General features: G+C 74.5%; 4 protein-coding genes. All 4 read left to right on the top strand.

Annotated elements, in window-relative coordinates; genetic code table 11:
- Positions 1 to 18: 18 nt before the first annotated feature.
- Genes ADL08_RS00475 through ADL08_RS00460 form a run of 4 tightly spaced genes read left to right on the top strand, consistent with a single transcriptional unit; the run spans position 19 to position 21,825 of the window.
- Positions 19 to 14,856: a non-ribosomal peptide synthetase gene (locus tag ADL08_RS00475; protein ID WP_053639972.1), complete on the top strand. Its 14,838-nt coding sequence runs from the start codon at positions 19 to 21 to the stop codon at positions 14,854 to 14,856.
- Complete coding sequence (locus tag ADL08_RS00470) at positions 14,853 to 19,427, top strand: non-ribosomal peptide synthetase (protein WP_053639971.1); 4,575 nt, start codon at positions 14,853 to 14,855, stop codon at positions 19,425 to 19,427. Before ADL08_RS00475 ends, ADL08_RS00470 begins: the two co-directional genes overlap by 4 nt.
- A complete protein-coding gene (locus ADL08_RS00465; protein ID WP_053639970.1) occupies positions 19,424 to 20,722 on the top strand; it encodes a diaminobutyrate--2-oxoglutarate transaminase in 1,299 nt (432 codons plus the stop codon). The genes ADL08_RS00470 and ADL08_RS00465 overlap by 4 nt, the downstream gene beginning before the upstream one ends.
- Before the next feature lie 56 nt (positions 20,723 to 20,778).
- Positions 20,779 to 21,825 carry a cupin-like domain-containing protein gene (locus ADL08_RS00460; RefSeq protein WP_053639969.1) on the top strand — a complete coding sequence of 349 codons (1,047 nt, stop codon included), beginning with the start codon at positions 20,779 to 20,781 and terminating at the stop codon, positions 21,823 to 21,825.
- Positions 21,826 to 21,921 lie beyond the last annotated feature (96 nt).

Here is a 21,921-nt window from a genome sequence, read left to right as displayed (position 1 = left end):
CCGATGCGAGAACGGTCCATGTACACAAACAATTCTGTCGTTGACGTCATCCGCCGCAATGTCTCCGAGCGCGGTGCCGCCGCACGCTACGCATTCCTCGCCGACGCCGGCGGCGTCGACACCGAACTCGACATGATCGAGATCGACAGGCGTGCGCGGGCGATAGCCGTCTCCCTGCGGGAACGGGCGAAGCCGGGCGCGCGGGTCATGCTCCTCTATCCGCCGGGCGAACACTTCGTGGTGGGCTTCGTGGCCACGCTCTACGCCGGCATGGTCGCGGTCCCCGTGTATCCGCCGGACCCCATGCGGGTCGCCCGCACCCTGCCCCGGCTGCGCGCGGTGGTGCGGAGCTCGCGCCCCGAGATCGTCCTCTCGGACGGCCTCATCCAGGCCTTCACCCGCGAACTGTTCGAGCAGCAGGCGCCCGAGGTGGCCCGACTGCCCTGGGTGATCACCGAAGAAGCGATGCTGGAGGGCGCCGACGACTGGCGGCGGCCGTCCCTCACCCCCGACTCGGTCGCCCTGCTCCAGTACACGTCCGGCTCCACCGGCACCCCGCGCGGCGTCGTGGTGACGCACGGGAACCTGCTGTCCAACGGCGCCGCGATCGCCGGCGGCTTCGGCCTCGCCGAGGGCGACGTCGTCGCCTCGTGGCTGCCCTTCTACCACGACATGGGCCTGCTGGGCGGCGTCCTCCAGCCGATGCTCTCCGGGCTGTCCAACGTCCTGATGTCCCCGCTGGAGTTCATGCGGCGGCCCATGCGCTGGCTGGAGGCCATCTCCTCGCGCGGGGCGACCGTCAGCGGCGGGCCGAACTTCGCCTTCGACCTCTGCGTCAACAAGAGCACCCCCGCCGAGCGGGAGAACCTCGACCTGTCCTCCTGGCGGGTCGCCTTCTGCGGCGCCGAACCGGTGCGCCACCGCACCCTGGAGCGCTTCGCCGACGCGTTCGCCGTCAGCGGCTTCGACCGGTCCGCGCTGCTGCCCTGCTACGGACTCGCCGAGGCCACCCTGTTCGTGGCGGGCAGCGGCCGCGGCAACGGCGCCCACACCACCCGCATCGACCGCGCGGCCCTGGAGCGGGGCCGCGTCGAGGCGCTTTCGGACGGCGACCCCCTGGTGTCCTCCGGCGTCGTGGCCGAGGGCCACGAACTCGCCGTCGTCGACCCGGAGTCCGGCGAGCGCGTCGCCCCCGGCGGCGTGGGCGAGCTGTGGGTGCGCGGCACCTCCGTCGCCTCCGGCTACTGGGAGGACGAGGCCGCGACCGAGGCGGCCTTCGGCGCCCGCCTGGCGGACGACCCGCTGCCCTACCTGCGCACCGGCGACCTCGGCTTCGTCCTCGACGGGCAGATCCACGTCACCGGCCGCCTCAAGGAGATGATGGTCGTCCGCGGCCGCAACCTCTACGCGCACGACCTGGAGGAGACCGCCGTGGCGGCCTCCCCGTGGGCCCGTCCGGGCTGCGGCGCGGCGTTCTCGGTGGAGACCGGGGACGGCGAGGAGTGCGTGGTCCTGCACGAGGTCGCGGCCGGCACCCCCGAGGAGGAACTCCCCCGGATCGCCGACGCGATCGCCGCCGCCGTCCAGCACGAGCACGGCATCGCCCTGCTCGACGTGGTCCTGCTCGGCGCCCGCAGCCTCGCCAAGACCTCCAGCGGCAAGATCCAGCGCCTGGCCGGCCGCACGGCGTACACCGCCGGACAGGTCGAGGGCGAGCTGTACCGCCGCTCCACGACCGCCCCGGCCCGCGGCGAGCAGCGGCGACTCGACCTCCCGTCGCGCGCCGAGCTGCTGGAACTCTCCCCCGAGCGGCGCGTCGACGCGATCGAGCGCGCCCTGAGCCTGTTCGGCCGGGGCGAGGACGACGCGCCCGCCACCACGGTCGCCGAACTCGGCCTCGACTCGCTGGCCGCGGTCGACCTCGCCTTCCGCATCGAGGAGCGGCTCGGCGCGGTCACCGACCCGGGCCTGCTGCTCCAGCCGACGACCCTGCGCGCGGTGGCCACGGCGATCGAGGAGCAGGCGCGCACCGCCCCCGAGGCCCCCGCGCGGCAGGAGACCGGCCGGCGCGGCGGCTCCGTACCGCTGTCGGCCGGCCAGCGGTCGCTGCTGTTCATGCGCGAGCTCGAAGGCCCCGACTGCCGGCAGAACGTCTCGGTGGCCGTCCGGCTCGCGGAGCCGGTCGACGTCGCGGCGCTGTCCGCGGCCGTGCGCCACATCGGCGCCCGCCACCCGATCCTGACCGCCCGCTTCCCCGTCGACGGCACCCGGCGCGCGCAGCTCATCGACCCCGGCACCCCGTTCGAGCTGGACGTCGTCGACCTGACGGGCGCGACGGAGCGGGAGCTCCGGGCCCGGGTCGACGCGTGCGCCCTCGACCCCTTCGACGTCGAGCACGGCGACGTCGCCCGCGCGAAGCTGTTCACCGGGTGCGGCACCCCGGTCCTGGTCCTCGCGCAGCACCACGCCGTCACGGACTTCTGGTCGGTGGTGACCCTCCTCGACGAGCTGACCACCGCCTACGGCGACCTGCTGCGCGACCGCGTCCCCGACCTCCCGGCGGCCGTCGGCTACGAGGAGTTCGTGCGCTGGCAGCAGGACTACGAGCGCTCCCCGCAGTGGCGGGCCGACGAGGACTACTGGCTCGACCTGCTCGCCGGTGACGTCCAGGCCCCGACCCTGCCGGTGCGGGAGCGCCCGGAGCCGGACAAGGGCATCGCGAGCCACCGGGTGACGGTGGACCCCGAGCTGCTCGCCGAACTGGAGCGGGTCGCCGGGGACGGCGGCACGACGGTGTTCTCGGTCCTGATGGCGGCCTTCGAGATCCTCGTCGCCGCGCACAGCGGCGCCCGGGACTTCGTCGTCGGCGCCACCACGGCCGGCCGCCCCCAGGCGCGCTTCCGCAACACGCTCGGCTACTTCGCCAACACCATCCCGGTGCGCGCCGAGCCCGGCGCCCACGCCAGCGTCACCGAGCTGATCCGCAGCACCGGACAGCAGCTGCGGCAGTCCCTCGGCCACCAGCACTTCCCCGTCAGCCGGCTCGTCGAGCTGCTGCGCGCCCGGGGCAACACCTCGGCCGCGATCAACACGGCGGTCGTCTTCGAGCGCCCCCACAACACGATCGCCGACGACATCACCTCGGTGCTCTTCGGCGCCGGCCGCGACAGCGCGGTCCTCGGCGACCTGAGGCTGGAGCCGTTCCCGGCCGGCGAGCTGGCCACCCAGTTCGACATCACCCTGCACGCCGTACCGGCCGACGGCGGCCTCCTCGCCCACATGCTGGTCCGCGCGGACCGCTTCGACGAGGCCCTGGCCGGGCAGCTCGGGCAGCAGTTCCTGGAGCTGCTCGAACAGATCGCCGCGCACGGCGGGTCCCCCGTCTCGGCGCTGCGCCTGACCGGCGCCACCGAGTCCCTCGACCGCGCCGGCGTCCCGGCCCGCACCCTGCCCGGCGTCACCTCCGTACACGAGCTGTTCGAGGCGACGGCCGACCGCACCCCCGACGCGGTCGCCCTCACGGCGGGCCCGGTGGAGCTGACGTACGCCCAGGTGGACCGCGCCGCGAACCGCCTGGCGCACCGGCTGCGGCAGGACGGCCTCGGGGTCGAGGACACCGTCGGCCTGTGCCTGGAGCGCTCCCCCGAGCTGATCGTCGCGATGCTCGCGGTCATGAAGTCCGGGGCCGCGTTCGTCCCCCTGGACCCGACGCTGCCGCGGTCCCGCCTCGCCGGCATGGTCGGCGACGCCCGCTGCGCGCGGATCCTGTGCCACGCCGCGACCGCCGGCCTCGCCGACTCCCTGGGCGACGCGACCCGCGTCGACGAGGAGCCCGGCGCGGACCTCCCCGAGGACCGCCCCGCGCTCGCCGTCACCGGCGACAACCTGGCGTACGTCATCTTCACCTCGGGCTCGACCGGCCGCCCCAAGGGCGTGCAGATCGAGCACCGTTCGCTGGTCAGCTACCTGCTGTCCTTCCTCGACGCCTTCGACGTCGAGGAGGGCGACCGGGTGCTGCAGTTCGCGCCGCTCACCTTCGACCCCTGCCTGGAGGAGATCTTCTCCGCCTGGACCCGGGGCGCCGCGCTGGTGCTGCGCGACGAGTCGGTGCTGGGCTCGCCGGAGCGCTTCTGGGCCTGGTGCGAGGAGCAGCGGCTCACCCTGCTCGACATCCCCACGGCCTTCTTCCACGTCCTGGTCACCGCCCTGGAGACCGGCGTGCGGGTGCCGCCCACGCTGCGCTCGATCCTCATCGGCGGCGAGGCCGCGCACCCCGACAAGCTCGCGCAGTGGTTCGCGGCCGACCGCGGCCACGTCGGCCTCCACAACCGCTGGGGCACCACCGAGACCACCGTGTGCTCCACCGTCGCCCACCTCGGCCCGGAGTCGGGCCTGGTCTCCCGCGCCCGGGACGTGTCCATCGGCGCCGACATGACCGACGCGGTGGTCCACGTCCTCGACGCCGGGCTGCGGCCCGTCGCCGACGGCGTCGTGGGCGAGGCGTACATCGGCGGCGCGGGCGTCGGACGCGGCTACGCGTCGGCGCCGCGCAAGACCGCCGAGCGGTTCGTCCCGGACCCGTTCGCGACCGAGCCGGGCCGGCGCCTGTACGCCACCGGCGACCTGGTGCGCCGCTCCACCGACGGCGAGCTGCGCTACGTCGGCCGCGCCGACCAGCAGGTCAAGGTGCGCGGCTACCGCATCGAGCTCGGCGAGGTCGACGTGGCGCTGCGGCGCCACCCCGAGGTCGCCGAGGCGGCCGTGGTCGCCTCCCGGGGCACGGGCGAGACGGAGCTGATCGCCGCCGTCACCGGCGCGGGCGTCGACGCCGACGGGCTGCGCGACTGGCTGAACCGCGAACTGCCGAGCTACATGGTCCCCACCCGGCTCCTCGTCCTGGACCGGATCCCGCTCACCTCGAACGGCAAGGTGGACGCGCACGCGCTGCGCGACCTCGCCCTGGAGGTGTCCCGCTCGGCCGGGGCGGCGGACATGACGCCGCTGGAGAGCAGGCTCGCGGCCGTCTGGCGCGAGGTCCTGGAGGTCTCCGGGGTCGGTCCCGACGACGACTTCTTCGCGCTCGGCGGGCACTCGCTGCGCGCGGCGGAGCTCAGCACCCGGGTGCGCCGCGAGTTCGGCGTGCAGCCGCCGCTGCGCATGTTCTTCGAGTCGGTCACCGTACGCGCCCAGGCGGCGCGGATCGCCGAACTCGACTCCACCGCAGCCGACTCCACCGCCCCCGCCCCCGCCCCCACCTCCGCCTCCGTCGAGCCCGTCCTGTCGCTGGGACAGCGCCGGCTGTGGTTCCTGGAGAAGTTCGCCCCCGGCTCCTGCGCCTACGTCGTGCCGGGCGTGCTGCGCCTGTACGGAGGGCTCGACCGGGACGTCCTGCGCGGCGCGCTCGACGCGATCGTCGAACGGCACCCCGCGCTGCGCACCGGCTTCGAGGACGAGGGCGGCCGGCCCGTCCCCGTCACGCACACCGGTCTCGCCTGCCCCTTCGAGGTGCTCGACCGGACCTCGGTCGCGCCCGCCCGGCGCGAGGCGGAACTGGCCGCGCTCGTCGACGGGCACGCCCGCAAGCCCTTCGCCCTGGACGCGCCGCCGCTGATGCGCGCCGCCCTGGTGGAGTTCGGCCCCGACGAGCACGCCCTGCTCCTGGCCTTCCACCACATCGTCTTCGACGGACGCTCCCTGGAGGTCATCGCCGGCGAACTGGCCGGCCTGTACGCGCACGGCTCGGGCTCCGGCGACGCCGAACCGCCCGCGGTCGTCCACGACTACGCCCACTGGGCGGCCGACGAGAGCGCCCGCCTGGAGTCGGCGGAGGGCCGGAGCGGCCTGGACTTCTGGACCGGACACCTCGCCGGCGCCCCGCTCGCCCTCGACCTGCCCCTCGACCGGCCCCGCCCGGCCGTGCAGACCTTCGACGGCGCGCGCGTGCCGCTGACCCTGGACCAGGCCGACTCGGACCTGCTGCGCTCCCTCGCCCGGGAGCAGGGGGCGACCGTCTTCATGACGCTGGCCGCGTGCGTGTCCTCGGCACTCTCCCGGCTGACCGGCCAGGAGCGGGTGGTCGTGGGCGTGCCCGACGCCAACCGCCCGGGCGACGGCGCGTACGACGACGTCGTCGGCTTCTTCGTGAACACCGTCCCGCTCTGCTTCGAGACCCCGGACGGCGCCACCGGCCGCGACCTCGTCGACCGCGCCCGCGCCACCACGCTGGAGGCGATGCCGCACAAGTGGGTGCCGTTCTCCGCGATCGTGGAGGCGAGCGGCCAGGACCGCGACCCGAGCCGCAGCCCGCTCTTCCAGGCGATCCTCGACGTCCGCAGCGGAGCCCTGCCCACGCCGGCCCTGCCCGGCCTGCGGGTCGAGACGGCGCCGCTGTACACCGGCACCGCCAAGACCGACCTCACCTTCGAGATCACCGACGACGGCGGCCCGCTGACGGGCTGGCTGGAGTTCAACTCGGACCTGTTCCGGCCCGGGACCGCGCAGCTCGTGGCCCGGCTGTTCGCCGAGACGGCCCGCGCGATGGCGCGGCGGCCGGACGCGCGCGTCGAGACCCCCGCGGCGGCGACGGTCCTCGACCGCTGGCCGGCCGGACCGGACGCCGAGGGGCGGCCCGACACCTTCTGGGCGCAGTTCGAGCGGGTCGCCGACGGCAGCCCCGACGCGATCGCGCTGGAGGACGCCGGGACCGCGCTCACCTACGGCGAGCTGCGCGCCCGCGTGGACCGGGTCGCCCGGGTGATCGCGCGGCGGTTCGCCGTGCGCCCCGGGGACGTCGTCGCCGTGTCGGTCGAACCGTCCGTCGAGGCGGTCGTCGCCGTCCTGGCGGCGCAGCGCGCCGGAGGGGCGTACCTGCCGGTCGACCCCGCCTACCCGGCCGAGCGCAAGGAGTTCATGCTGGCCGACTCCGGGGCGCGCGGCCCGGTGACCCGCGACCTCGTGCGGGAGGCCCTGGACGGGGCCCCCGCGCCGGAGACCGAGGCCGTGGAGCTGCCGCGGGTCCGTCCGGACTCGACCGCGTACCTCCTCTACACCTCGGGATCCACCGGCCGCCCCAAGGGCGTCCTCGTCTCCCACCGCGCGCTCGCCAACCTCACGGCGAACCAGGCACGGGTCTTCGGGATCGACGCCGGCTCGCGCATGCTCCAGTTCGCGAGCCCCAGCTTCGACGCCTCCGTCTGGGAGATCTTCTCCACGCTCGCCGCGGGCGGCACCCTGTGCGTCGTCGGCCGCGAGCACGCCCTGGTCGGCGAGGTCCTGGCCGACGTCCTCGCCGAGCGCGGGATCACCGTCTGCCTGCTGCCGCCGTCGGCGATCGCCTCCCTGCCCGCCCGTGAACTGCCGGAGCTCGCGACCCTGGTCTCGGGCGGCGAGGCCTGCCGCCCCGAACTGGTCGAGCAGTGGCAGCCGGGCCGGCGCTTCGTCAACGCGTACGGCCCCACCGAGTGCACCGTCGCCATCACGGCCGCCGTGTGCGAGCCGGGCCGGCCCGCCTCGCTGGGCGCGGTGCTGCCGGGCGGGACGGCGTACGTCCTGGACGCGGAGCTGCGGCCGGTGGCCGCGGGCGCGGTCGGCGAGCTGTACGCCGGCGGCGCGGGCCTGGCCCTCGGCTACCACGCCCGTCCCGGCCTCACCGCCGGACACTTCCTGCCCGACCCGTTCTCCGGCGTCCCCGGCGCCCGGATGTACCGCACGGGCGACCTCGTCCGGCTGCGCGCCGACGGCACCCTGGACTACCTCGGCCGTCGCGACGGCCAGATCAAGCTGCGCGGCTACCGGATCGAGCCGGCCGAGATCGAGTCGGTGCTGCTCGCCCGGGCCGGCGTGACGCGGGCCGTGGTGCGGGGCGTCGACGGGGTGCTCGTCGCCCACGTCGAGTCCGCCGGGGCGGGGCTGACCCCGCAGGTCCTGGCGAAGCTGTGCGCGGCCCAGCTGCCGCCGCACATGGTCCCGGCCGCGTTCGTGATCCGCGGGGAACTGCCCCGGCTGCCCGGCGGCAAGGTCGACCCGAGCCGCTTCGAGCGTCCGCGCCGCGCCGACTTCGCGCAGGCCGACTTCGCCGAACCGGAGACCGGCACCGAGCGGACCGTCGCCCGGATCTGGGCGCGGGTCCTCGACGTCGACGCGGTCGGCGCCGGCGACGACTTCTTCACCGTCGGCGGCCACTCCCTGCTCGCGACCGTGATCACCTCCCAGGTCGGGGAGGAGCTCGGCCGGGAGGTCCCGCTGCGGGCCCTGTTCGAGGCACCCGTGCTCCGGGACTACGCCGCCCTGTGCGATGCGGCCTCCGCCCGGGACGCCTCCGCCGGGATCGCCACCCACGCCACCACGGGGAGCGACGCTCCGCTGTCGGTGATGCAGGAGCGCCTGTGGCTCCTGGAGGAGATCGAGAACGGCGTCGAGAACGGCGCCGGCGGCCGGGCCCACACCGGCCGCTACCACCTGGCCGGCGCGATCCGGCTCACCGGCGCACTCGACGAGGCCGCCCTCCGGCGGGCCGTCACCCGCCTGGTGGACCGGCACACCACGCTGCGCACGGTGGTCTCCCACCACGAGGGGGCCCTGACGCAGACCGTCCTGGACGGCGCCGACGTCACCCTGGAGCGCACCGCCCTGACCGGCGCGACCGCCGAGGAGCGCGCCGCCGAGGCCCTCGCCCTCGTGGAGCGCGAGGCGGCGCAGCCGATGGACCTGGCCACGGGCCCGCTGCTGCGGGTCCGGCTCCTCGACCTCGGCCACGACGACGCCGTGCTGGTGCTGACGCTCCACCACATCGTCGGCGACGGCTGGTCGATGGAGATCCTCAAGCGGGACCTGACGCACTTCTACGCCGAGGAGACCGGCCACGCGCCGGACACCCCGCTGCCCCCGCTGCCGGTCACCTACGAGCAGTTCTCCCGCTGGCAGCGCCACCGGCTCGACTCCGGCGAGCTCGACGCCTCCGTCGCGTACTGGTGCGAGCAGCTCGACGAGCTGCCCCCGCTCACCCTGCCGGCCTCGCGCGGCGGCTCCGCACCCGCCGTCTCCGAGGGCCACCGGGTGCGGGCGACCGTCACGCCGGAGCTGCGCGAGGCGATGGAGCGGCTCGCCGCCGAGTCCGGGGCGACCCTCTTCATGGTCCTCGCGGCGACCCTCCAGCTCACCCTGGGGCGTCTCGCCGGCCAGCGCGACTTCGCGATCGGCGTGCCCATCGCGGGCCGCGGGCACCGCGAGGTGGAGGACCTCATCGGCTTCTTCATCAACTCGCTGGTGCTGCGCGCCGACCTGTCGGGCGACCCGACCTTCGCCGAGCTGCTCGACCGGGTCCGCACCACCACGCTCGACGCCTACGAGCACCAGGACGTCCCGTTCGAGACGCTCGTCGGCAAGCTCGCCCCCGAGCGCGACCTGTCCACCACCCCGCTGTTCCAGGTCTACCTGAACCTGCTCAACATCCCGCCGCACCGGTCCGAGCTGCCCGGCCTCACGGCCGACACCTTCGCCGTCCCGGACCTGGGCGCGAAGTTCGACCTCACCTTCTACGTGGACCCCGCGCGGGAGGGGCTGACGCTCGACCTGATGTACGCCGCCGACCGCTTCGACGCGGCGACGGTGCGGGAGCTGCTCGCCCAGTGGATCAGGGTCATCGAGCAGGCCGTCGCCGACAGCGGCGGCCCGATCGACGCGCTGCGCCTCGACACCCCGCTGGCGCGCCGCGAACTGCCCGATCCGGCCGCGCCGCTGGACACGACCTGGTACGGGTCGGTCGTCGAGCAGTTCGAGCGGCGGGCCGCCCGCGAGCCCGGGCGGATCGCGATCAGCGAGCCGGGCCAGGAGCTCACCTACGGCGACCTGGCCTGGGCGACGGCGGCCATGTCGGGCCTGCTGACCCGGCAGGGGATCGCCAAGGGGGACGTGGTCGCCATCTACGGCGAGCGCAGCGCCTCCCTGGTGTGGGCGATCCTGTCCGTCCTGCGGGCCGGCGCCTCCTTCGCCATCCTCGACCCGAGCTACCCGGCCGACCGCGTCGCCGACTGCCTCGCGGTGGCCCGGCCGAACGCCTTCCTCCAGCTGGAGGGCGCCGGCGCCGTGCCGCTCGCGGTGGACAGCGCGCTCCAGGGACACTCCCTGCGCTGCCGCTTCGAGCTGCCGTCCCGACTGGAGGACGCCCGGCACCTGGTGCCGAAGGGCACCGAACCGGCCGGGGCGGTCCGGGTCGGACCCCGGGACTGCGCGTACGTCGCGTTCACCTCGGGCTCCACCGGCAAGCCGAAGGGCATCCGGGGCGCGCACGGCTCCCTCACCCACTTCGTGCCCTGGATGGTGGAGACGTTCGGGCTGCGCGAGACCGACCGCTACAGCCTGCTCTCCGGCATCAGCCACGACCCGCTGCACCGCGAGGTGTTCACCCCGCTGGTCACGGGCGCCACGATCTGCGTGCCCGACCGGCTCGACGTCGAGACCCCGGGCCGCCTCGCGCAGTGGTTCCGCACCGCGCAGGTCTCGGTCAGCCACATGACGCCCCCGATGGCGCGCCTGTTCGACCAGCTCTCGGTCGCCCCGGGCACGCTGCCGCTCCTGGAGCGGGTGTTCTTCCTCGGTGACACGCTGACCAGCCGTGACGTGCGGGCCGTCACCCGCATGGCGGGCTCGGCGACCTGCGTCAACCTGTACGGCTCCACCGAGACGCAGCGCGCGGTCGGCTACCACGTGGTCCCCGCGGACCACGGCACCGCCGACACCGACCCGGGCGTCACCTACCCGCTCGGCCGCGGCATGAAGGACGTCCAGCTCCTCGTCCTCAACGGGTCCGGGCAGCAGGCCGGCGTCGGCGAGCCGGGCGAGATCGTCATCCGCTCCCCGCACCTCTCGCTGGGCTACGCCCACGACGAGGCGCTCACCGCCGCCAAGTTCGTCCGCAACCCGTTCGGCGGCGACGAGGGCGACCGGATGTACCGCACCGGCGACCTCGGCCGCCACCTGCCCGACGGCTCCGTCACCCCGCTCGGCCGCGCCGACAACCAGGTCAAGATCCGCGGCTACCGCGTCGAGACCGACGAGGTGCAGCACGCGATCTGCGCCGCGCCGGACGTCCAGGACGCCCTGGTCCTGGCCCGGCCGGACGCGAGCGGCGAGAACGCGCTGGTCGCGTACGTGGTGTCGCGGCCCGGCACCCGGGCGGTCGGCAACGAGGTGAAGGCCTTCGTCCGCAAGCGGCTGCCGGACTACATGGTCCCGGCGTTCGTCGTCGCCCTGGACGCCTTCCCGCTGACCCCGAACCGCAAGATCGACCGGGCGGCGCTGCCCGAGCCCTCCGCGGCGTCCGGCCTCCACGAGGACGGGCCGCGCACACCGCTGACCCCGACCGAGGAGCTGGTGGCCGACCTGTGGCGGGACGTGCTCGGAGCGCCCCGGGTGGGTCCCGAGGACAACTTCTTCAACCTCGGCGGCCACTCCCTGATGGCGACCCAGGTCGTGTCCCGGATCCGCCGGGTCTTCGGCTGCGAGATCGCGCTGCGGACCCTGTTCGAGAAGCAGACCGTACGGGAGCTCGCCGCGCACATCGACGGCGTCGCCGGCGGGGCCCGCGCCGCCGAACCGGTCGTCGCGCTGCCCCGCACGGGCCCGCTGCCCGCCTCGTACGGACAGGAACGCCTCTGGTTCCTGGACCAGCTGGAGGGCGACACCGGCGCCTACAACAGCACCACGGCCGTGCGGATGCGCGGCCCGCTGGACACCGACGCCCTGGCCGCGACCCTGGACGAGCTGGTCGCCCGGCACGAGGTGCTGCGCACCCGCCTGGTCATGGACGGCGGCCGGGTGAGCCAGATCGTCGAGCCGGCCGGCGGGATCACCATGCCGCTGGTCCACGTCGACTTGGCCGGCGAGCCCGCGGAGAGCGCCGAGGAGCGCTGGCCCGGGATCGTCGAGGAGGCCTCGCTGCACCGCTTCGACCTGGCCGAGGCCCCGCTGGAGCGGGCGACCCTGATCAGGCTCTCCGCCGAGGACCACGTCTTCGTCCTCACCGTGCACCACGTCGTCGCCGACGGCTGGGGCCTGCAGATCGTGGTCCGCGACTTCGCGGCCCTCTACCAGGCGCGGGTCCGGGGCACGGCCTCCCCGCTGCCCGAGCTGGACGTGCAGTACGCCGACTGGTCGAGCTGGCAGCGCGACCGCGTCGAGGGCGGCGACCACCGGGCGCAGCTCGACTTCTGGTGCGAGGCGCTGGCCGAGCCGGCGCCGCTGATCGAGTTCCCCGCGCAGCGGCCGAGGCCCGCGGCGATGACCAACCGGGGCCTGACGGTCCGCCGGGTGATCGGCGCCGAACTCGTCGGCGGGGTCCGGCAGGTGGGCCGCGAGCACAACGCGACCCTCTTCATGACCCTGCTCGCGGCGTTCAACTGCCAGCTCCACCGCTACGGCGGCGCCGGGGACATCGCGGTCGCCACCCCGGTGTCGACCCGCTCGGTCGAGATCGAGGACGTGGTCGGGTTCTTCGTGAACACGATCGTCTTCCGCAACGAGGTCTCCGCCGAGGAGTCCTTCACCGAGCTGCTCGAACGCGTCCGGTCCACGACCCTGGCCGCCTACGCCAACCAGGACATCCCCTTCGACCGGGTGGTGGACGCGCTCCAGCCGAACCGGGACCTGAGCACGAGCCCGCTGTTCCAGGTCATGTTCACCCTGCACAACGCGCCCCACTCGGAGATCGACCTCGGCGACCTCAGGCTGGAACGGCTGCACGTCCCGGCCGGCGCCGCCAAGTTCGACCTCAGCCTGGACCTGGCCGAGGAGAAGGACGGCCTGCACGCCACGCTGGAACTCAACGCCGACCTGTTCGACGCCGAGGCCGGCGAACGGCTCCTGGACCACTTCGAGGCCCTGCTCGGCTCCGTCGTCGCCGCGCCGCGGCGGACCGTGGCCGACCTCGAACTGCGCCCGGCCGCCGAGGCCGCGGCCCAGGACGCCCTGAGCGCCGGCCCGCCGGCCCTCACGCCGCGGACCACCTCCGAGGCGCTGGAGCACTGGGCGCGGCACACCCCGGACGCCCCCGCCGTCGTCGACGGCGACACCGTCTGGACCTACCGCGAACTGCGCGACCGGGTGGCGGCGCTCGCCGGGCGCCTGGCCGACGCGGCCACCGGCCCCGAGCCGGCCGTGGTGGTCTGCGCCGGACGCTCCGCCCGGCACATCGCCGCCGCCCTCGCCTGCGGCGCGGTCGGCGCGACCTACGTGCCGGTCGCCCCGTCCGTGCCGGACCGGCGGATCGCCTCGGTGCTCGACCGGCTGGGCGAGGTCGTCGCGGTCACCGACGACGAGCAGGCGGAGCGCCTCGCCGCCCTGCTCGGCGAGGGACGCGGCACCCGCCTCGTCCTGGACGACTCCGCCTCGCCGGACCGCCCGCTCGACGCGCACGACCCGCACCCGGCGCGCCGCTCGTACGTCATCTTCACCTCCGGTACGACCGGTGAGCCCAAGGGCGTGGAGATCGAGCAGGCCGGACTCCTCAACCACCTGGAGCTGATGGCCCACGAGCTGGGCCTCTCGCCGGACGACGTGATCGCGCAGACCGCCTCGCAGTCCTTCGACATCTCCGTCTGGCAGATGCTCGTGGCGGTGACGCGCGGCGCGACCACCGTGGTCGGCGACGACGCCACCGTCCGGGACGCCGGGGCGCTGCTCGCCCTCGTGCGGGAGCGCGGCGTCACCGTGCTCCAGCTCGTGCCCGGCATGATCAGGGCGCTCCTCGGCCACGCCGGGGACGAGGACCTGGCGAGCCTGCGCTTCCTGATCGCCACCGGCGAGGCACTGCCGCCGGACCTGGCGGCGGACTGGCTGCGCCGCTTCCCCGGGATCCCGCTGGTCAACGCCTACGGTCCCGCGGAGTGCTCGGACGACACCCACCTCGCGGTGCTGACCACCCCGCCGCCGACCGACCGCGCGGCCCCGCTGGGCGGCCCGGTCGCCGGAGTGACCTCCCACGTCCTCGACGCGCAGGGACGGCGCCTGCCGTTCGGCGTGCCGGGCGAGCTGGCCATCGGCGGCCCGGTGGTGGGCCGCGGCTACCTGGGCGACCCGGCGGCCACCGCGCGGCGGTTCGTCCCCGACCCGTACGCGACGGTCCCCGGCGCCCGCCTGTACCGCACCGGAGACCGGGTCAGGCTGCACGCCGACGGCCGGCTGGAGTTCCTCGGCCGACTGGACGACCAGCTCAAGATCCGCGGCTTCCGCATCGAGGCGGGCGAGGTCGAGGCCGCCCTGTGCGAGCTGCCGGCCGTACGGGAGGCGGCGGTCGTCCTGCGCGACCGCGACGGCGAGCCGACCCTGGTCGCCTGCGTCGTGGGCACCGAACGCGACCCGGCCGTCCTGGCCGCCGCGCTCGGCACCCGCCTGCCGCGCTACATGGTCCCCACCGGCTACGTCTTCGCCGACCGGTTGCCGCGCACACCCAACGGCAAGGTCGACCGGGCCGCGCTCCAGCGGGACGACGTGACCGTCGAGCGGGTCCGCCGGCGCTTCGAGGAGCTGTCGGGACCGACCGAGCGGCTCGTGGCCTCGGTCTACGAGGAACTGCTCGCCGCCCCCTCGGTCGGCGCGCTGGACGACTTCTTCACCCTGGGCGGCCACTCGCTGCTCGCCACCCGTCTGGTGGCCGAACTGGCCGCGCGGACGGACATCGAACTGCCGCTGCGCACCGTCTTCGAGCAGCCCACCGTGCGCGGTGTCGCACAGGCCCTGGAGGAGTTCCAGATGGCCGGGCTGAGCGAGGCCGAGCTCCTCGAACTCGAGGTGCTGCTCGACGGCGTGACCGACGACCAGGCCCGCGAGCTGCTCGCGGCCGGCGAGGAGAGGGACGCATGATCAGGGAAGCCGTCATCGGGCGGGAGACCTTCGAGGGGCTGTCCGCGGCCAAGCGGGAGCTGATGGCCTCCCTGCTGCTCGCCCGCGGCAGGCAGCGGGCCGCGTCGCGCACCGTCCGCCGCCGCGACCCCGCCGGGCCCTGCCCGCTCTCCCGGGGCCAGGAGCAGCTCTGGGTCGCCGAGTCCCTCGCGGACGGCCGGCCGCTCTACAACGTGCCCTACGGGGTGCGGCTGCGCGGCGCGCTCGACGTCACCGCGCTGCGGGCCGCGCTCGACGGGCTCGTCGCCCGCCACTCCGTCCTGCGCACCGTCTACCGGCAGCGGCCGGACGGCGTCCTGGAGCAGGTGGTCCTGCCGGCCGGGCCGGTGGAGCTGCCGGTCGAGGACGCCGCCGGCGAGGAGGCCGCCGTGGCCGCCGCGCAGCGCGAGGCGGCCCGGACGATCGACCTGGCGTCCGGTCCCGTCCTGCACGGGCGGCTGTTCCGGATCGCCGCCGACGACCACCTGCTCGCCCTGGTCGTGCACCACATCGCGACCGACGCCTGGTCGGTGGGCGTCCTCCTGGAGGACCTCGCCGAGCTGTACGACGCGGCCCGCGAGGGGCGGTCGCCCCGGCTGCCCGAGCTCGCCATCGACTACGCCGACGCGGCCGCCCACGAGCGGGCCCGGGAGCCCGAGGACTACGGCTGGCTGGTCGCGCAGTGGCGCGAGCAGCTGGCCTGGGCCCAGCCGCTCGGCCTCTCCCCGAACGGGGACCGGGGCACGGCCCGGGCCGGCCGGCGCGTCCGCCACCAGTGGGACGCGGCGTTCGCCCAGGAGCTGCGGCGCACCGCCGAGGCGCACCGCACGACCGTCTTCAACGTGATGCTCACCGCGTTCGCGGTGCTCCTGAACCGGTACACGGGCACCTCCCGGTTCGCCATCGGCACGGTCATGGCCAACCGCGACCGGCAGACCGAGCGCCTGGTCGGCTACTTCGCGAACACCGTCCCCGTGGTGGCCGACCTGTCGGCCGGGGGCGGCACCCTGGGCGACGTCCTCGCCGGGATCTCCCGCGAGTCGCTGTGGGCGCGCGAGCACCAGATCCCCTTCGACGTCCTGGTCGACCGGGTCGCGCCGCGGCGCACGCTGGCGGAGAGCCCGCTGTTCGAGGCCATGTTCGTCTTCAACAACGGTCCCGGCCACGAGATGCGGCTGCGCGACCTGTCCCTGACCCCCACCCACCTCCACTCCGGCACGGCCAAGTTCCCCCTGGACCTGTCCTGCGCGGTGACGGACGACGAGGTCATGGTGTCGCTGGAGTTCGACGAGTCGGTGCTCGACGCCGCCGCCGCCGAACGCCTCCTCGGCCACTACCGACGGCTGCTCACCGGCCTGATCGAGACCCCGGACGTCCACGCCGACAACGCGGACCTGCTCACCCCGGCCGAGTGGGAGCTGGTCGTCGACGAGTGGAACCGCACGGACGAGGAGTACCCCGCGCACGCCACCGCGCACGGCCTGTTCGAGGAGTGGGCGGACCTGGAGCCGGACGCCGCCGCCGTGACCTGCGGCGACGAGGCGGTCAGCTACGCCGAGCTCGACGCGCGCGCCAACCGGCTCGCCCACCTGCTCCTCGAACGGGGCAGCGGCCGCCACGAGCGCGTCGGCGTCTGCCTGGAGCGCGGCATCGACCTGGTCGTCGCCCAGCTCGCCGTCGCCAAGACGGGCGCGGGCTACGTCCCGCTCGACCCGGCCTACCCGGTCGAGCGCCTCCAGTGGATGCTGGCGGACTCCGGCGCCCGCCTGGTCGTCACCCGTGACGACCTGCTCGTCGGCGACGGCGTCACGGCCGTCGACCCCGCCGCCGCCGGGTCCTTCCCCACGACCCGCCCCGGCCGCGACGTCCGCCCGGACGACCTGCTGTACCTGATCTACACGTCCGGCTCGACCGGCCTGCCCAAGGGCGTGCTGCTCGACCACCGGGGCCGCGTCAACAACTTCACCGACTTCAACCGGCGCTTCCTGGTCGGCCCCGGTGACAAGGTCTTCGGCGTCTCGGCCCTGGCCTTCGACATGAGCGCGTACGACGTGTTCGGCACCCTCATGGCCGGCGCGACCGTGGTGTTCCCGACGCCCGAGGACGAGCGCTCCCCGCACCGCTGGATCGAGACGATCGAGCGCGAGTCCGTCACCGTGTGGCACTCGGTTCCGGCGCTGTTCGGGCTGCTGACCGAGGAGTGCGAGATCCGGGGCGGGGAGCGGCTGCCGATCCGGCTGGTGCTGCTCGGCGGCGACTGGATCCCGCTGGCGCTCCCGCAGCGGGCCGCCGCGCAGCTGGCCCCCTCGGCGCAGCTGGTGAGCATGGGCGGCGCCACCGAGGTCTCCATGGACTCGACGATCCACCTGATCGGCGAGGTCCTGCCGGAGCAGCGCAGCATCCCGTACGGCGTCCCGATGGCCAACCAGACCTCGTACGTCCTGGACGCGTCGCTGTCCCCGCTGCCCGTCGGCGTGCCCGGCGAGCTGTACCTCGGCGGCGTCGGCGTCGGCTGGGGCTACCACAACCGGGCCCGGCTCACCGGCGAGCGCTTCCTGCCCGACCCGTTCGGCGCGGTGCCCGGGGCCCGGATGTACCGCACCGGCGACCGCGCCCGCTGGATGCCGGACGGCAACCTCGAACTGCTCGGCCGCATCGACTTCCAGATCAAGATCAACGGCTACCGGGTCGAGACCGGCGAGATCGAGGCCGCCCTGCGGGAGGAGCTCGGCGGCGGCTCCTGCCTGGTCGCGGCGCACGGCCCGCGCGACGGCGCGAAGACCCTCGTGGCCTATCTGGTGGCGCCCCCGGGCGGGGAGGTCCCCGACGACGCCGAGCTCAAGCGGCGGCTGTCGGCGCGACTGCCCCAGCACATGGTGCCCGCCTCCTTCGTCCGCATGGACTCCTTCCCGCTGACCCACAACGGCAAGGTCAACCGCCGCGAGCTGCCGGCGCCCACGGTCACCGCCCTCACGGGCCGGGCCGCGGCCACCGGCACCGAGCGGGCCCTGGTGACCCTGTGGCGCGAGGCCCTGGGCCGCGACGACGTCCCGGTCGACATCGGCTTCTTCACCCTGGGCGGCAACTCCATCGCGGTCATCCGCATGGTGAGCGCCGCCCGCCGGGCCGGCATCGAGATGACGCCGCGCATGGTGTTCGCCCACCAGACGGTCGAGGCCCTCGCGAAGGCGGTCGACGAGGCCGCCGCCGCCCCGGCCGCCCCCGCGGTGGTCCGGGCCCGCCCCGCCGGGCGGGTGGTGACGGCCGGTCAGCGGCACATGCTCGACGTGCTGGAGAGCGCCTGGGTGCCGGGCCTCTACCAGATGCAGTCCACGACGGAGCTGCCCTTCCCGGTCGACCCCGACGGCTTCCGGGGCGCCTGGCAGGCGCTCACCGACCGCCACCCCGCCCTGCGCACCGGCTTCCGGCGCGACGGCGACGGCGCCTGGATCCCGGTCGTCGCCGACCGGCTCGCCCCGGCGATCGAGGTCCTCGACTGGAGCGACCGCACCGCGGACGCGGTCGACGACGAGCTGATCGCCCTCCTGGAGGCCGAGCGCACCACGCCCTTCGACGTGTCCGAGCCGCCGCTGTGGCGGGTGTGGCTGGTGCGCGGCCCGTCCGGCTGGTGGCTGGGCCAGATCCAGAGCTACCTGCTGGCCGACGGCTGGTCGAACCTGGTGCTCCTCGACGAGCTCCTCGCGCTCTACCTCGCCGCCCTGGAGGGCAGGCCGGCCGGCCTTCCGCCGGTCCCCGCGCTCGACGCCGAGGACGGCGACCCCGAGGCGGACGAGGCCTTCTGGCGCGGCCGGCTCGCCGGAGCGCTCCCCTCGCGGCTGGCCGCGGAGCCGGGCCGGCTCGGCCCGTCCCGCTTCGCCCGGGTCTCGGACCGGCTCGACCCGGCCGTCGCCGACGCGCTGCGCGAGCGGGCCACCGAGCACGGGCACACCTTCTCGACCCTGGCCTGCGCGGGCTGGGCCCTGCTCGCCGCCTCGCGCCTGGAGCGCGCCGACGTCACGGTCGGCGTGGTCTCGGCGGGCCGCGACCGCGCCGTCGAAGGCCTGGAGCGCGCGGTCGGCCTGTTCATCGCCGCCCTGCCGGTCCGGGTCGGAGTGGACCGGGACGAGCCCCTGACCGCCCTGTTCGACCGCTTCCAGCTCGCCCGGGTCGAGGGCGCCGAGCACACCTCGGTCCCCACCGGCGCGCTCCAGCGGATGGGCGCGGGCGAAGGGCCGCTGTTCGACTCGGTCGTCGTCGTCGCCAACTACCCGGTGTCCTCGGCGCTGCGCGCCCAGCAGTCCGCGAGCGTGCGGCGGGGCGCCGAGAGCGACGGCACCCGCAACCAGACCGAGTACGCGCTCCGCCTGGACGTCACCGACGACGCCGAACCCCGCATCGCCCTCTCGTACTACGGCGACCGCGTCGCCGACGCCGACGCACGGCGGCTGCTCGACGACTACCTCGCGCTGCTCGCCGCCGTCGCCCGTACACCTGCCGCCACCGTCGGCCAGGTGCTCCCGCTCGCCCACCCCCCGATTGGAGACCTCCGATGACGGTCCTGGCAGATCCCACCACCACCACCGCCTCCTCCTCCTCCTCCACCCAGGTGTTCCAGGCCCGGGAGTCCGCCGTCCGCTCGTACTGCCGGGCGTTCCCCGTCCTGCTCACCTCGGGCCGCGGCACCACCCTGATCACCGAGGACGGCACGGAGTACGTCGACTTCTTCTCCGGCGCCGGCGCCCTCAACTACGGCCACAACCACGAGCACATCAAGCGCCGGGTCATCGAGCACCTGGAGGGCGACGGCCTGCTGCACGCGCTCGACTTCCACACGGCGGCCAAGCGGGAGTTCCTGGACCGCTTCGGCCGGGAGATCCTGGAGCCGCGCGGCCTGCGCCACCGGGTCCAGTTCTGCGGCAGCACCGGCACCGACGCCGTCGAGGCCGCGCTGAAGCTGGCCCGCAAGCACACCGGCCGGACCCAGGTCATCGCCTTCTCCGGCGCCTACCACGGCGTCAGCCGCGGCAGCCTCGCCGCGACCGCCGACCTGTCGCTGCGCAAGGTGGCCGGTACGCACCTGGGCGACGTCACCCACCTGCCCTTCCCGGTCGGCCCGCGCGGCCCGTTCCCGACCATGGACCTCCTGGAGCAGTACCTCTCCGACGACCTGTCCGGCGTCGACCTGCCCGCGGCGGTGATCCTGGAGGTCGTCCAGATGGAGGGCGGCGTCTACCGGATCCCCGACGCCGACCTGCGGCACCTGCGCGACATCTGCGACCGGTACGACATCGTCCTGATCGTCGACGAGATCCAGGCCGGCTGCGGCCGGACCGGCGGCTTCTTCTCCTTCGAGCAGGCCGGGATCGTCCCCGACCTCATCACCGTCTCGAAGTCCATCGGCGGCATGGGCCTGCCGATGTCGCTGCTGCTCATCCGCGAGGGCTTCGACTCGTGGCAGGCCGGCGACCACCCGGGCACCTTCCGCGGCAACCAGCTCGCGTTCGTCGCCGCCTGCGCCGCCCTCGACCTGTGGCGGAGCCCGGCCTTCCTCGACGGGGCCCGCGACGGTGCCGAACTGCTGCGCACCTTCTGGCGGGACCACCCGCTGCCCGGCGTCGAGGTGCGCCCCGAGGGCCACGCGATCGGCATCGACCTGACCCACGCGGGCGGCCGCCGGGCCGCGGACGCCGTGGTGGCGTACTGCTTCGAGCGCGGGCTGATCGTCGAGTCCACCGGCCGCGACAAGGCCGTCCTCAAGCTGCTGCCCGCCCTGACCATGGAACTCGACGTGCTCCGCCACGGCTGCGAGCTGATCCACGAGGCCCTGCTCGTGGCACTGCCCCGGTGACCCGGCCCACCGCCCCGACCACCCCCGCCCCACAGGACACAGGAACAGGACCCGTCATGACCATCAACCCGCCCGAGCAGGCCGAGACCGCCGGAACGTTCTTCTCCGAGGCCACGGTGAAGACCGACGCGATCGACCGGATCCACGCGCCCTCCCCCGAGGAGTTCAAGCGCGAGTACGTCTACAAGCGCAAGCCCGCCGTCATCACCGGCCTGATGGACACCTGGCCGGCCATGGAGCGCTGGAGCCTGGACTACTTCCGCGAGCACTTCGGCGACCTGGACATCCACGCCAACCTCCAGCGGCTCGACAACGAACTGATCCTGGGCAACGTCGGCGGCTTCCGCGGGATGAAGCTGTCCAAGCTGCTCGACGAGATCGAGAACAACACCGACGAGGGCCGCGCCTACTACCTGCGCGCCTACCCCGTCCACCGGATGGTCGAGCACCACCCGGGCCTCGCCGAGGACTACGACCTGCCCGACCTGGCGCCGAACTGGGCCGACATCCGCTTCAAGGCGGACTGGAGGACCGGCACGGCCAACCCCGCCAAGCTGCTCGGCCTCTACCTCGCCAAGACCTTCCTCAACCGCGGCGGAGGCAAGGGCGCCCCGCGCGCGACCGTCTCCTCCCGGGTCGCGGCCGTCATGTTCATCGGCAGCAAGGGCACCGTCACCCCCTTCCACAGCGACGGCATGCAGACCGCGGCCTACCTGAGCCAGGTCGTCGGCCGCAAGCGCTGCTACTTCGTCTCCCCGGACCAGCACGAGAAGCTGTACCCGCGCCCGTTCCGCCGCCAGTTCGGCATGGCCCAGGTCGACTACCGCCGCCCCGACCTGGAGCGCCACCCGCGCTTCAAGGACGTGGTCGTGGAGGAGACCGTCCTGAACCCGGGCGAGACGCTGTACGTGCCCAGCGGCTACTGGCACGCCATCGAGGCGATGGACACCTCGATCTCGTACAGCCACCAGATCGTGGGCGAGGACAACGCGCTCGGCTGGCTGACCTGCATCCCCGAGCGTTACCTGGCCCAGATGTACTTCAAGTCCCAGGGCGGTCTGCGCAACGTGACCGGCGCCAAGGACTGGGACGACTGGGCCTGACGGTGAGCACATCTGCGAGCACGGCCGCCCCCGGGGGCCCGGCCACGGCCACGGGCCCGGCCGGTCCCGGAGCGACGGCCGCGGGCCCGGCCGGCC

Origin of the sequence: Streptomyces sp. NRRL F-6492, from assembly GCF_001280125.1 — a bacterium.
GTDB lineage: Bacteria > Actinomycetota > Actinomycetes > Streptomycetales > Streptomycetaceae > Streptomyces.
Note: the sequence above shows the minus strand (reverse complement) of the source record. Positions and strands in the feature narration are given on the sequence as shown.